This window comes from Campylobacter sp. 2014D-0258 (assembly GCF_008000495.1).
GTDB lineage: Bacteria > Campylobacterota > Campylobacteria > Campylobacterales > Campylobacteraceae > Campylobacter_D > Campylobacter_D jejuni.
Genome location: NZ_VOAR01000029.1, coordinates 1 through 13347, shown reverse-complemented (window position 1 = coordinate 13347; position 13347 = coordinate 1). Strand labels below are relative to the sequence as shown.

Genomic DNA, 13347 nt, shown 5'->3' with positions numbered 1-13347 from the left:
CTTTTTAACTTATTTTTCTTTTTATTAATAATGCCTTTGCATTGTCTTTAACAACTTCTTTGGTTATTACAATATCATAGTTTTTATACTCTGGTAATTCAAACATTAAATCTACCATCATTTCTTCTATAATACTTCTAAGCCCCCTAGCCCCTGTTTTTCTCTCCAATGCAAGTTGTGCGATAGCTCTTAGGGCATCTTCTTCAAATTTTAAATTCACTCCATCAATAGCAAAAAGCTTTTGATATTGCTTAATAATGGCATTTTTAGGCTCAGTTAAAATTCTTACCATATCTTCTTCATTAAGCTCATTTAAAGATGCAATCACATGCAAACGACCTATAAGCTCAGGAATCAAACCAAAATGCACCAAATCATCAGGTTCAATTTTCTCAAGTAAAGCTTTATTTTCTTCTTTTGCATCATCAAAAAAGCCCACAACTTTATCGCCAAGTTTTCTTTTTAAGATAGTTTCCAAACCATCAAAAGCTCCACCACAAACAAATAAAATATTTGAAGTGTCAATTTGTATAAACTCTTGATTTGGATGTTTTCTTCCCCCTTTTGGTGGAATATTTACCAAACTTCCTTCGATAATCTTAAGTAAAGCTTGTTGCACGCCCTCTCCACTTACATCACGAGTAATAGAACGATTTTCACTCATTCTAGCAATTTTATCAATCTCATCAATAAAAACTATACCTTTTTGAGCTCTTTGCACATCTCCATCTGCAGCTTGTAAAAGACGTGTTAAAATATTTTCCACATCCTCACCTACATATCCTGCTTCAGTTAAAGAAGTTGCATCACAAATTGCTATAGGTACATCTAAAAATTTAGCTAAAGTTTGTGCCAATAAAGTTTTTCCACTTCCTGTTGGCCCAACAAGTAAAATATTTGACTTAAAAAGCTCTGTATCATCATCTTGAAGTTCGGCTTTAAAAAGTCTTTTATAATGATTGTATACTCCAACACTAAAAACTTTTTTAGCTCTATCTTGTCCTATGACATAACGATCTAGATAAGCTTTTAATTCTTTTGGAGTGATATCTTTAAATTCTGTATTATGGCTTTGTTTAGGTTCTTTAAATTCTTTTTCTTCTCCATAAATAATACTATAAGCACCTTCAACGCAATATTCACAAATAAAAGCATCATCATTTTCATTTGCTAAAATTCTTCTTTGTGGATTCTCCACTTCATTGCAAAAACTACATTTTCTAGGCATTATTTTTACCCCTATAGACAGGAATTCCGCGCTTTGTTTCTAATATAAAATGGCACATTTTTTTAACATTTTCACTTTCTTGATTTTCAAGCAAATTTTTAGCATTTTCTTTTAAGTCTCCTTGTCTAAATAAAGTTTTAAAAGCTCTGCTAAGTCTATCTACTTCATCTTTATCAAAACGACGACGAATACCTACTAAATTTAAACTTCTAATACTTGCACGATTTCCTTCTGCTAAACAAAACGGTACTATATCCTGAGAAAGTGCACTTGCTCCTGCTATCATACAACCCTCACCTACTTTGACAAATTGATGAATAGGTGTAAGCCCGCCTACAACCGTAAAATCTCCAAGCTCTACATGTCCTGCTAAAGTTGCATTATTAGCTAAAATAATATTATTACCTAAAAGACAATCATGAGCAATATGACAATAAGCCATAATAAAAGCATTATCGCCTATACGAGTAAAACCATCTCCTTTAGCTGTACCTGAATTTATCGTTGCAAATTCTCTAATAGTTGCGTTTTTTCCTATAACAACACCGCTTTTTTGTTCTTCTTTATAAGATATATCTTGAGGAATATCACCTACTATGGCATAAGAAAACACACGAGAATGATCGCCTATAGTTGTATCTGAAAGAATTCGAGCACCTTGTTTGATGACAACATCATTACCTATTTTAGTATCTTTACCTACATAAGCATAAGCTTCTATTACAACATCGTCACCAAGTTGTGCACCCTCTTCAATCACCGCACTTGGATGAATTTTTTTCATTATTTATCCACTATCATAGCTTTAAGCTCGGCCTCTGCAACTAAATTTCCATCTACAAAAGCTTGCCCTTTAAAAATCCACATATTACCACGATTTTTAACCACGCTCATTTCATAATCAAGCCTATCTCCAGGACGCACAGGATTTCTAAATTTTGCTCCATCTATGCCTGTGAAATAAACTACTTTACTTTTTGGATCCACTTTATCTTCCATACTTTCAAAAGCTAAAACTCCACCTGTTTGAGCCATACCTTCTAAAATCAAAACTCCAGGATAAATAGGATGCCCTGGAAAATGTCCCATAAAAACATGGTCACTTATACTGATGTTTTTATATCCTCGAACCACTTCTTTAACTTTTAATTCTGTAATTTTATCTACTAGTAAAAAAGGATAACGGTGTGGTAAGATTTCTTGAATTTGCATTACATCTATCATTATTAAATTAACCTTGAAAACAATTAAAAATTTTATTATATAAAAAAATCATTAAAAATTACATTAACAAAAAAAGTTTTTCTTAATAAATTTCTTAAATTTCTACAAGCACCTCTTGATTATCATGATAAATTTCACTTTTTGCTATCACTTCATATATTGAAGGTAAAATATTTTCAAGGATGATAATAGGGCTAAGATTATAAGTTCCAAACAATTTATTGCGCCATTTAATTTCTGCTTGCACACTCAAAGGTCTTTTTAAAAAATCTTCAAAATTTTTCCATTTATTTTTAAAAAATGTATTAAAACGCCAAAATTCTACAAAAACCATTTCATCTTTGGTGCTTCTATAAAAACCTTCTTTTAAATTCTGTTTTAAGCTTTCTTCATTTAAAGAAAATCTTGTATAAGCGTTTTTAAAATGCGAATAAAATAAAATATGAGATTTAACAGGCTTTTTATCTAATTTTATCAAAGCGCTTAAAAGACGATAATTTAAAAATTTCTCTCTTAAAATTTCAAATTTTATACCCTTTTTTTCCCATAAAACTACTTTTTTATAAAGAGCTATTCTTGCTTCTATACTTGCAGGTAAAATTTGCTTATTTACAGAAGACATTAATTCATCAATGAAATTCTTATCTTGTTTTTGTTTTTTAAGCCCATAAATACAACCACAATAGTTTTGATGATAGAGCATTTCTTTTTTTGCTAAAGCAAACTGCCTTTGAGTGCCACCATTTTTACGAAAATCAGGAGCTAAAAACTCCACCCCATAAGGCTCACATTCTTTTTGTAAAGCATTTTTTAACTGTTCTAAATCTTTTTTAGGGCTGGTTAAAAGCGTAGTAGTAAGCTTTTTTTCTCCTATTTTAGCAGCAAATTTAACACTAGATCCCATTCTTACATCAAAGCAAATTTCACACCTTGCACCTTTTTCAGGCTCATCTTCATAACCACGCACAGCATTAAGCCATTTTTCATACTCATACTCACCTTTATAAAGCTTGATGCCAAGTTTATCACAAGATCTTTTTACATCTAAAAATCTTAGTTCGTATTCGCTTAAAGGATGGATATTTGGATCATAAAAATATCCTATGATTTTTTCATCAGGATAAGTCTTTCTAAGTTCTTCAATAAAATAATGACTATCTACACTACAACAAATATGCACCAGCATTAAAGACTTTCAAGCACTTTTAAAGCATGATCTTTTACACGAACATTACTATAAATTTGAGCAATCTTACCTGTTTCATCGATAACAAAAGTAGAACGAATGATGCCTTCATATTCTTTTCCGTAATTTTTCTTAAGCCCCCAAGCTCTATAAGCTTTAACAACTTCTTTTTCGCTATCACTAAGTAAAATATGCTTTAAATTAAATTTAGAAATAAATTTTTCATGACTTGTCACACTATCAGGACTAATACCAATAATCACTGCATTTTTACCACCAAATTTATCATAATTTGCACTAAAATCACAAGCTTCTGTAGTACAACCTGGGGTATTATCTTTTGGATAAAAATACAAAATCACCTTTTTGCCAATAAAATCTTTTAATGCTATTTTTACCCCATCTTGATTTAAAAGCTCAAATTGAGGTGCCTTATCTCCTATATTTAAACTCATTTATTTGCCTTTGCTTTGATAGCTTCTACACTTTCTCCGCCAAAGCCTATGTCATAATTTTCCACATCTTCTAAAACCACAACAACTCTTTCTTTACTTTTATTATATTTCGTGCTTAAAAGTTCAGTAATATCAGCTATAAGTTCCGCTTTTTGTTCCTTGCTTAAAGACGGCTTTGCTAATTTGATATTTACTAATGGCATAATTTCTCCTTTTTTAACGATAATTTTTCATAATTATTTCAAAAAATACCTAATATTTTTTTTAACAAAAAACCTTAATTTAATAAAAGCTTATTGTTAGTATATTTTTGATAAAATCCCGATTTATTCTTAAAATAATATTTTTTAAGAAATAAACAACTATAAAAGGTAAAAAAATGATCTCAGCAGATAAAATTTGGATGGATGGAAAATTAGTTGATTTTAAAGATGCAACTTTGCACTTTTTAACCCATTCTTTGCATTATGGCAATGCTGTTTTTGAAGGAACTAGAGCCTATAAAACAGATAAAGGCTTAGCAATTTTCAGACTTGAAGATCACACCAAAAGACTTTTAGAGTCTGCAAAAATTACTCTTTTAAATTGTCCTTTTTCTCAAAAAGATCTTGAAAATGCACAAATTGAACTCTTAAAAGCAAACAATTTTCAAAGCAATGTCTATATCCGCCCTCTGATTTTCTTAGGCGATGGAGTTATGGGACTTTATCATATAAAAGCTCCTGTAAGAGTTGGAATTGCAGCTTGGGAATGGGGTGCTTACCTTGGAGAAGAAGGTTTAGAAAAAGGCATAAAAGTAAAAATTTCGTCTTTTGCAAGAAATAGTGTTAAATCATGCATGGGAAAAGCTAAAGCAAGTGCAAATTATCTTAACTCTCAAATTGCAAAATTTGAAGCTATTGAAGCAGGATATGAAGAAGCTTTAATGCTTGATGAAGAAGGTTTTATCGCAGAAGGAACAGGAGAATGTTTCTTTATTGTAAAAGATGGGGTTTTAATCACACCTCCAAATGATTTTTCTTTAAAAAGCATTACTCAAGATACAGTGCTTAAAATCGCTCATGATCTTGGTATCACCGTGCTTCGCCAAAGAATTTCAAGAGATGAAGTTTATACTGCTGATGAAGCATTTTTTACCGGAACAGCCGCTGAAATCACACCTATTAACAATATTGATGCAAGAATAATAGGAAATGGTTTAAGAGGATCTGTAACTAAAAAACTTCAAGATGCTTATTTTGATGTAGTTTATGGACGCAATGAAAAATACGCATCTATGCTAACTTATATTTAAAAAAGGAAATAAATGCCAGCTGATTTGAATGATTATTTCAATAAAAAAAATGGAAATTCTAACAATAACGGAAACAACAACCGTCAAAATTTCAATTTCAAAGCACCAGAATTTAATTTTAAAGGTTTTGGGAAATTCTCTCCATTTGTTTATGGGGTGATTATTATTATCTTATTTTTAATCGTTGCAAAACCTTTTATGGTGATAAATTCTGGGGAAATGGGGATTAAATCAACAACAGGTAAATATGACCCAAATCCATTAGAACCAGGACTTCACTTTTTCTTACCTTTTGTACAAAAAATAACCATAATCGATACTAGAGTAAGACAAATCAACTATGCTTCTATAGAGGGAAGTAATGAAAATTTATCTTCAGGTTCAGGTGTTATTAATAAAAATAGTATTTCTGTACTTGATTCTCGTGGATTGCCTGTATCTATTGATGTTACAGTACAATACCGTTTAAATCCTTTGCAAGTTCCTCAAACCATAGCTACTTGGAGCTTAAATTGGGAAAATAAAATTATCGATCCAGTTGTTCGTGATGTAGTGCGAAGTGTTGTAGGAAAATATACAGCCGAAGAACTTCCTACTAATCGTAATACAATAGCCGCTCAAATAGAAGAAGGTATAAGAAAAACCATAGAAGCCCAACCAAACGAACCTGTAGAACTTCGCGCTGTACAACTTAGAGAAATTATTTTACCTTCAAAAGTAAAAGAACAAATCGAACGCGTGCAAATTGCAAAACAAGAGGCTGAAAGAACTAAATATGAAGTAGAAAGAGCTAATCAAGAAGCCTTAAAAAAAGCTGCTTTAGCTGAAGGGGAAGCAAATGCAACCATAATCAGTGCCAAAGGTAAAGCTATGGCTGTTAAGATAGAAGCAGATGCACAAGCTTATTCTAATAAAGAAATTGCAAACAGCTTAAACACCCCTTTGCTAAATTTAAAACAAATTGAAACTCAAAAAGAATTTAATGAAGCCTTAAAAGTCAATCAAGATGCTAAAATTTTCTTAACTCCAGGTGGAGCAGTGCCAAACATTTGGGTTGATACCAAAGATGCTAAAAAGCAAAGTGCTGCCAACATGAACTAAAAGGATACGCAAGTGGAAAAACTAAGAGAAATCGTGCTTTTTTACACTACTCATTTATATTTAGTAGATTATATGCTGATTTTATTAGTTTTTTTTCTCTTCACTTGTGTTTTACTTCTTTGTGTATTTTTACGCCATAGGCCTATAGCGGCACTTTTTATTATCGCATTTGATATTATTATTTGTTTTTTAGTTTATATCTATGGGTATAAACTAATAGACAATGAAGTAAGAACTCGAAAAACCGCTATTACAGATCAAAAAATGATACAAAGCTCAAATGATTTAATTGTTGATTTTAACATTACAAATAATTCAAAAAATAATTTTAAAGAATGTAAAATTACAGCTAAAATTTTTGCAGATAAAATACCTAATGATAATATCATAGAAGAATATAAAAAGAAATTTATCCCTTTTAGACAAAAAAGTAGAGAAATTAAAGATCTAAAGAAAAACGCAACCCAAGTTCAAAGAATTGCTTTTGAAAATTTTAACTATGAAAATAACTATACCATACGCTTAGTTTCGGAGTGTTTTTAATGCATTTTACGATTTTTCATATTATAGCTTTTATCATTTTACTTATTTGCTTTGCCTTGATTTGTATTTTAATCTTTCTAAAAGTCAAACAGAAAGAAATGGCTTTGATTTCTTATACCATAGCTACTATTTTTACCGCACTTTTGATATATTCTATTTTTCTAACAATCAATCAATTCACCACTCAAGCCGATCTTAGCAAACTAACCTACACAAGAGATCTAAGACATGAGAGCGTTATAGTAAGTGGAAAAGTTCAAAATCTTACTAAATTTGAAATCAGAAAATGCTATTTGATACTTAGCATATTAAACCAAAAACAAGTAGGAGGAGAAATTTTCAATGATAAAAATGTCCGTAACGCTAAAATGCAAAATACAAGTGTTTCTTATACTATAGAAATCATAGACACACTCCCAGGTAATACCTATAAAGAATTTAGAGCCAATGTTCCTTTTCCTCCAAGTTTTAATAATCCTGAATTTTATCACACCTTAAAATGTATTTGATTCAAGAAATCAACTAGCAAAAATTCTAAAATACATTAATTATTCACATAACAAAACAATAATTCCACTATAAATTATATAAATATTAATAATAATTTAAGTTTTATTAATATAATATTTATTAATATGCAAGATAAGGAGTCAATCAACCTTTAAATCTAGAAGCACTTTACTAAATGAGAGTAAAAATGGGAGGGAAAATAAAGCTATAAAAAGCTTATACCTTAAAACTCAACGAGATCAAAATGGGCTCAGAAGTATTAATCTGAGCTCAAAACAAACTTTTTTTTATAATTGAAGTTTTATCTTTTCTAAAAAACAATAAGTAAAATATAATTAACTCAAAATTTATTATATCAATAAAGAATAATATTAAAGCACTAAAAATAAGTAATCTTAGTAAAAATTATACAATTAAGTAATAATTAAATTGCATAGTATTAAAATACATTTACATCAAATTTATATTAAGGAATTAGTAATGAAAAAAATTTTCATTTCTTTTGTTGTCCTAGCGACATGTTTATGGGCAAAAAATACCGCCTATACCAATGAAGTTGTATCGCTTTATCTTAATAAAGATGATACTAAAGTCATAGGAAGACTTTTACCTACAAATCCTTTTGAAGTGTTAAAAAACGAAAATAACAGGGTTTTGCTAAAAATTGATGGTTATGTAAATCCTAAAGCACCTTCTGTGATTTATTTCAATGACTCTCAAAGAATTATTGTTGCAGCTTTTTCTAAAAATACAAAATTAAATTTCTCTCAAAGAATAACTGGAAAAAATGGCAAATGGGATAAGGTAAGCCTTGAAATTTGGGCAGATAAAAAAGAATTTGTCAAAGACAATAAAGAAATGTTAAATCGAGCCAAAGAGCTTTTTGTAAATAACTGCGGAATTTGTCATGCTATCCACAAAGAAAAAGAATTTACAGCTAACGCTTGGCCTGCAATTTTCCGTTCTATGGCTGATAGAACAGGTATTGATAAAAAAGACAGATGGCTAGTTATAGAATACTTACAAAAAAACGCAAAAGATTTTAAAACAAAATAAGGAGAAAAGCATGCTAGATAGAAGAAAATTTTTAAAAATTGGAGCGAGCTTAAGTGCTTTACCTCTCATCCCAAGCTTAAGTGCAGGAAAAACCGTAGAAGCTTCAAAAGTTAACCTTGGACTTGTAAAAAATGGAGAAGTGATCACCGCAGCACACTGGGGGGTTTTAAAACTCACTATAAAAGATGGCAAAATAGTAAAAAGCGAACCTTGGGAAAAAGTTACAAAAATGGATAATCCTTTACAGCACTATACCGCCGATATGGTTTATAAATCTCGTGTGAAATACCCTTATGTGCGTAAATCCTACCTTGAAAATCCTGACAATCCTAAACCTGAGCTTCGCGGAAAAGATGAATTTGTTCGCGTAAGTTATGATGAAGCAGTCAAACTTATCGCTAAAGAGCTTAAAAAAACAAGAGATAGTAAAGGTGCAAGTGCAATTTTTGGTGGAAGTTATGGCTGGAAATCAAGTGGAAATATGCAAAACTCACGTATCTTGCTTCATAGATTTTTAAATGTAACAGGTGGATTTGTAGGAGCTACAGGGGACTATTCTACAGGAGCTTCTCAAGTGATTATGCCTTATGTTGTAGGATCGATTGAAGTTTATGAGCAACAAACCTCGTGGGAAAATATCTTAAGCGATTCTAAATATGTTGTGATTTGGGGTGCTGATCCACTTTCTACTTTACGCATAGCTTGGACTTCAAACGAACAAAGAGGTTTGGCATACTTTGAAAAACTTAAAGACAGTAAAATCAAAGTAATTTGTATAGATCCTGTAAAAACCACTACAGCAAAATTTTTAAATGCCAAATGGATAGCTCCACGCCCAAATACCGATGTAGCTTTAATGATGGGCATGGCAAGCCATTTAATCGCTAAGAAAAAAGTCAATTACGAGTTTTTAGACACTTACACTACAGGCTTTGATAAATTTAAAGACTATTTAGAAGGCAAAGAAGATGGAGTGAAAAAAGATACCAAATGGGCAAGTAAAATTTGCGGTATCGATGAAAAAACTATCAAAAATTTAGCTGAAACTTTTTATGATAATTCTACTATGATTATGAGTGGTTGGGGTATGCAAAGAGCACATCATGGCGAACAGCCTCACTGGATGTTAGTTACTCTTTGTGCGATGTTAGGACAAATCGGCACAAAAGGAGGCGGTTTTGGACTAAGCTACCATTACAGCAATGGCGGTGTTCCAACTTGCAAAGGCGGAGTTATCGGCGGTATGACAGCAGGTAGCTTAGGGATTTGGAAAAATGGTAAATTTAAAGGTTTAGCAAAAAGCGAAACTTCAAACGAAGGTGCAGAATGGCTTCAAAATGCAGCGAGTTATTCTTTCCCTGTAGCAAGAATTGCTGATGCTTTACTTCACCCTGGAAAAACCATAGATCACAACGGCTCTAAGCTTACCTATCCTGATATTGATTTTATTTACTGGGTAGGCGGAAATCCTTTAGTACATCATCAAGATACCAACACTAATGTAAAAGCATGGAGAAAACCACGCACCGTTGTGGTAAATGAAATTTACTGGACTCCAACAGCTAAAATGGCAGATATTGTTATGCCTGTAACTTCATCTTATGAAAGAGATGATATTACCATGACAGGAGATTATTCAAATATGCATATAGCTCCTATGAAACAAGCAGTTGAGCCTGTGGGTGAGAGCAAAGATGATTATGTAATTTTCTCTGATATTTGCAAAATTTATGGAAAAGATGTCTTTAATGCCTACACAGAAAATGGCAAAAAAGCTAAAGATTTCATCAAAGAATACTACAACAGTGCCCTAAAACAAACTCAAAGTTTTGGCGAAGCTTTTGCTACTCCTATGCCAAGTTTTGAAGAATTTTGGGCTAAAAATGAACCAATCACTTTTGAACCAACAGCTGAAAGTTTAGAATGGACTCGTTTTTCAGAATTTATAGAAGATCCTATCTTAAATGCTCTGGGTACAGATTCAGGACTCATTGAAATTTACTCAGAAACGATTAAAAATTATAATTATGATGATTGCAAAGCCCACCCTACTTGGTTTGAGCCTATTGAATGGCTTGGAAATGCAAGCAAAGAAGCACCTTTCCACTTGCTTACAAATCACCCAAGAGATCGCTTGCACTCTCAACTTTGCCACACAAGCTTAAGAGATACTTATGCAATAAAAGATAGAGAGCCGATTTTAATCAATTCCAAAGATGCAAAAAAACTTGGTATAAAAAATGGCGATGTAGTGCGTGTGTTTAATAAACGCGGTGAAGTTTTAGCAGGGGCGGTTGTAAGTGATGAAATCATGCAAGGGGTTGTAAGACTTTGCGAAGGTGCTTGGTATGATCCTAATGAAAACGGACTTTGCAAATGTGGAAATGCAAATGTTTTAACCATGGATATACCAACTTCAAAACTTGCCAATGGCAATATCTCTCACACAGGGCTCGTAAACATAGAAAAATTTAAAGGTGAATTACCAAAACTTACTGCCTTTAGTGCCCCAAAAGGTGCGAACTAAATTTAAGAAAGCCGCAAGGCTTTCTATTGTCCAAGCAAATTTAAACTTAAAGCCATTATTGCCATTCCTGCGATAAGTCCATATAAACTATCATGAGCCTTATCATAAGTTTTTGCAGCGGGCAAAAGCTCATCAAGAGATATAAAAACCATAATTCCTGCAATTACAGCAAAACTTATAGCTAAAGTAAGATCGCCTATAAAAGGCAATAAAATCAAAGCTCCAACAAAAGCACCCAAAGGCTCTGCAAAACCCGAAAGAGCTGAATAAATAAAAGCTTTTTTCTTATCTCCTGTAGCATGGTAAATTGGCAAACTCACAGCCAAACCTTCAGGGATATTGTGTATAGCCACAGCTATAGCTATAGCAATTCCTAAAGTAAGATTATCAAGACTTGAAATAAAAGTAGCAAAACCTTCTGGGAAATTATGTATAGCAATAGCCAAAGCTGTAAAAATCCCTGTACGTTTTAAAGCTTTAGTATTGATCTGATGCAACTTTTCTCCAGGATGAAATTTCGGAGGATTTTGTCCTTTTTGGGGTAAGGGACAAATTTTTAACTCGCTTAAATCCTCTTTAGGTTCGTGAGGATTGACATCTTCGGGGATTAATTTATCAATCAATAAAGATATTAAAATTCCACCAAAAAAACAAGCTAATCCCAAAAGCTCAGCCCAATGCGAATCATAGTGATTTTTAAAATCTTTAAGTGCAGTAGGTAAAATTTCCATGAAAGAAATGTATATCATTACTCCAGCTGAAAAACCAAGCCCCAAAGAAAGCACTCTTAAATCATCTTTTCTGGAAAAAAAGGCTATTATAGAACCTATAGCCGTAGAAAAACCTGCAAAAAGAGTCAATAGCATTGCGATAAAAATTTGTTCGAATGTAAATTGCATTAATATTCTTAAATAAATAATATTTTAAAACTCTTTATATTTATAAAAAGTTAATACTTGGTAAAAATATACAAAATAATTAAAAATTTTTGATTTTTTATGTAAAAAATTCACTTTTTATACGCTTTTTCTCTTATTTTTTGCTAGAATAATATTTTTATTTTATTTTCAATATAAATATAGGAGTTATAATGCAAAAAATGAATTCAGGCAAATCCGTTGGAGTTTCAGTCAAACTTACGCTGTGGGTTGGAATTTTAGTTGTATTAATTTTAGCAATCACAAGTACCGTTAGTTACTTTGATGCCAAAAATCACACATATGAATTACTAAAAGAAAATCAATTAAAAACTATGGATGATGTTAAAGTAACTTTTGAAAACTATTCCAAAAGCAAGCAAAAAGCTATAGAGGTTCTAGCATATGAAAGTGCTAAAAAATTAGAAGATGAAAATATTTCACTGCTTCTAGATTCTTTTAAGAAGGCGTTTGATTTTGATATTGTTTTTATTGCGTTTGATAAAAACAACAAAATGCTTTTGTCAAATGGAACAATTTTAGATAAAAAATCAAATTTTGACATTACAAAACAAATTTGGTATCAAGAAGCAAAAAATAACAAAGGCATCACAATAACTCAACCATATAAATCCCCTATAGATCAAGAGATTGGTATAACTTATGTTTTCCCTATTTATAAAAATAATCAACTTATAGCTTTCGTTGGAGGCGATTACAATCTAGATAAATTTTCCAAAGATGTATTATCTTTAGGACACTCATCAACTACTTATGCTGCTGTTTATGACTCTGAAGGAAGAATTATTTTTCACGAAGTGCTTGATAGAATTTTAACAAAAAACACTTTAAGCGTTAATATTGCTAACGCCATAAAAGAAAACCCTGAATATATAGATCCAAATAAGAGAGATATTCTTTTTCCTGTATTTGATGATAAAGGTATCAAATATGAAACAATGTGCGATACAAGTTCCAATGGATTATATCGTATTTGTGCTGTAACTTTAGATAGTAACTATACTTCCGCTGTTAATTCCATTTTAATGAAACAAGTTATAGTCGGTATTATAGCTATAATCATAGCTTTAATCTTGATTAGATTTTTAATCAGCAGAAGCCTCTCCCCACTTGCAGCTATCCAAACAGGTTTAACTTCATTCTTTGATTTTATCAACCATAAAACAAAAAATGTTTCTACTATAGAAGTAAAAAGCAATGATGAATTTGGACAAATCTCAAATGCTATCAATGAAAACATTCTTGCTACTAAAAGAGGCTTAGAACAAGACAATCAAGCCGTTAA

Annotated in this window: 14 protein-coding genes; 7 read left to right on the top strand and 7 right to left on the bottom strand. The window is 31.5% G+C overall.

Going from position 1 to position 13347, the window contains the following annotated elements:
* Window positions 1-4: 4 nt before the first annotated feature.
* The 6 genes from clpX to SR62_RS07740 all read right to left on the bottom strand — a co-directional run bounded on the left by clpX (window position 5) and on the right by SR62_RS07740 (window position 4296).
* A complete protein-coding gene (gene clpX, locus SR62_RS07765; protein ID WP_002860329.1) occupies window positions 5-1228 on the bottom strand; it encodes an ATP-dependent Clp protease ATP-binding subunit ClpX in 1224 nt (407 codons plus the stop codon).
* The gene (gene lpxA / locus SR62_RS07760) at window positions 1221-2012 is read right to left on the bottom strand and encodes an acyl-ACP--UDP-N-acetylglucosamine O-acyltransferase (RefSeq protein WP_002861057.1); all 792 of its coding nucleotides are present in this window, start codon (window positions 2010-2012) and stop codon (window positions 1221-1223) included. The genes clpX and lpxA overlap by 8 nt, the downstream gene beginning before the upstream one ends.
* Entirely contained in the window at window positions 2012-2452 is a 441-nt protein-coding gene (fabZ, locus tag SR62_RS07755) for a 3-hydroxyacyl-ACP dehydratase FabZ (RefSeq protein ID WP_002851782.1), read from the bottom strand. The genes lpxA and fabZ overlap by 1 nt, the downstream gene beginning before the upstream one ends.
* Window positions 2453-2546: 94 nt before the next feature.
* Window positions 2547-3638: an epoxyqueuosine reductase QueH gene (locus tag SR62_RS07750; protein WP_004309091.1), complete on the bottom strand. Its 1092-nt coding sequence runs from the start codon at window positions 3636-3638 to the stop codon at window positions 2547-2549.
* The gene (gene bcp / locus SR62_RS07745; protein WP_002877821.1) at window positions 3638-4093 is read right to left on the bottom strand and encodes a thioredoxin-dependent thiol peroxidase; all 456 of its coding nucleotides are present in this window, start codon (window positions 4091-4093) and stop codon (window positions 3638-3640) included. Before bcp ends, SR62_RS07750 begins: the two co-directional genes overlap by 1 nt.
* Window positions 4090-4296 (bottom strand): 4-oxalocrotonate tautomerase family protein, encoded by a 207-nt coding sequence (locus SR62_RS07740; protein ID WP_002857551.1) that lies wholly within the window; start codon window positions 4294-4296, stop codon window positions 4090-4092. Before SR62_RS07740 ends, bcp begins: the two co-directional genes overlap by 4 nt.
* A gap of 176 nt (window positions 4297-4472) precedes the next feature.
* Here SR62_RS07740 and ilvE point away from each other — a divergent pair, with 176 nt between their 5' ends.
* The 6 genes from ilvE (at window position 4473) to SR62_RS07710 (ending at window position 11124) form a co-directional block, all read left to right on the top strand.
* On the top strand, window positions 4473-5387 hold the full coding sequence (gene ilvE, locus SR62_RS07735) for a branched-chain-amino-acid transaminase (protein WP_002857493.1): 915 nt from the start codon (window positions 4473-4475) through the stop codon (window positions 5385-5387).
* Between the two features lie 12 nt (window positions 5388-5399).
* Entirely contained in the window at window positions 5400-6488 is a 1089-nt protein-coding gene (locus SR62_RS07730) for a prohibitin family protein (protein ID WP_002854522.1), read from the top strand.
* Window positions 6489-6500: 12 nt separating this feature from the next.
* The gene (locus tag SR62_RS07725) at window positions 6501-7031 is read left to right on the top strand and encodes a DUF2393 domain-containing protein (RefSeq protein ID WP_002851753.1); all 531 of its coding nucleotides are present in this window, start codon (window positions 6501-6503) and stop codon (window positions 7029-7031) included.
* Window positions 7031-7540, top strand: a complete 510-nt coding sequence (locus tag SR62_RS07720) for a DUF2393 family protein (protein ID WP_002877825.1) — start codon at window positions 7031-7033, stop codon at window positions 7538-7540. Before SR62_RS07725 ends, SR62_RS07720 begins: the two co-directional genes overlap by 1 nt.
* A gap of 481 nt (window positions 7541-8021) precedes the next feature.
* Window positions 8022-8597 carry a cytochrome c3 family protein gene (locus tag SR62_RS07715; RefSeq protein ID WP_002865872.1) on the top strand — a complete coding sequence of 192 codons (576 nt, stop codon included), beginning with the start codon at window positions 8022-8024 and terminating at the stop codon, window positions 8595-8597.
* Window positions 8598-8607: 10 nt separating this feature from the next.
* On the top strand, window positions 8608-11124 hold the full coding sequence (locus tag SR62_RS07710) for a molybdopterin guanine dinucleotide-containing S/N-oxide reductase (RefSeq protein WP_147502339.1): 2517 nt from the start codon (window positions 8608-8610) through the stop codon (window positions 11122-11124).
* A 23-nt stretch (window positions 11125-11147) separates the two neighbouring features.
* Here SR62_RS07710 and zupT read toward each other — a convergent pair whose 3' ends face one another.
* Window positions 11148-12023 carry a zinc transporter ZupT gene (zupT, locus tag SR62_RS07705; RefSeq protein ID WP_002851840.1) on the bottom strand — a complete coding sequence of 292 codons (876 nt, stop codon included), beginning with the start codon at window positions 12021-12023 and terminating at the stop codon, window positions 11148-11150.
* 191 nt (window positions 12024-12214) lie between these two features.
* Here zupT and SR62_RS07700 point away from each other — a divergent pair.
* Window positions 12215-13347: cache domain-containing protein (locus tag SR62_RS07700; protein WP_187106220.1), on the top strand; the 1133-nt coding region annotated here is incomplete at its 3' end.

Bases quoted from the DNA above. Each gene is read 5' to 3' on its own strand.
- clpX (WP_002860329.1), bottom strand. From the start codon at position 1,228: ATGCCTAGAAAATGTAGTTTTTGCAATGAAGTGGAGAATCCACAAAGA.
- lpxA (WP_002861057.1), bottom strand. From the start codon at position 2,012: ATGAAAAAAATTCATCCAAGTGCGGTGATTGAAGAGGGTGCACAACTT.
- fabZ (WP_002851782.1), bottom strand. From the start codon at position 2,452: ATGATAGATGTAATGCAAATTCAAGAAATCTTACCACACCGTTATCCT.
- SR62_RS07750 (WP_004309091.1), bottom strand. From the start codon at position 3,638: ATGCTGGTGCATATTTGTTGTAGTGTAGATAGTCATTATTTTATTGAA.
- bcp (WP_002877821.1), bottom strand. From the start codon at position 4,093: ATGAGTTTAAATATAGGAGATAAGGCACCTCAATTTGAGCTTTTAAAT.
- SR62_RS07740 (WP_002857551.1), bottom strand. From the start codon at position 4,296: ATGCCATTAGTAAATATCAAATTAGCAAAGCCGTCTTTAAGCAAGGAA.
- ilvE (WP_002857493.1), top strand. From the start codon at position 4,473: ATGATCTCAGCAGATAAAATTTGGATGGATGGAAAATTAGTTGATTTT.
- SR62_RS07730 (WP_002854522.1), top strand. From the start codon at position 5,400: ATGCCAGCTGATTTGAATGATTATTTCAATAAAAAAAATGGAAATTCT.
- SR62_RS07720 (WP_002877825.1), top strand. From the start codon at position 7,031: ATGCATTTTACGATTTTTCATATTATAGCTTTTATCATTTTACTTATT.
- SR62_RS07715 (WP_002865872.1), top strand. From the start codon at position 8,022: ATGAAAAAAATTTTCATTTCTTTTGTTGTCCTAGCGACATGTTTATGG.
- SR62_RS07710 (WP_147502339.1), top strand. From the start codon at position 8,608: ATGCTAGATAGAAGAAAATTTTTAAAAATTGGAGCGAGCTTAAGTGCT.
- zupT (WP_002851840.1), bottom strand. From the start codon at position 12,023: ATGCAATTTACATTCGAACAAATTTTTATCGCAATGCTATTGACTCTT.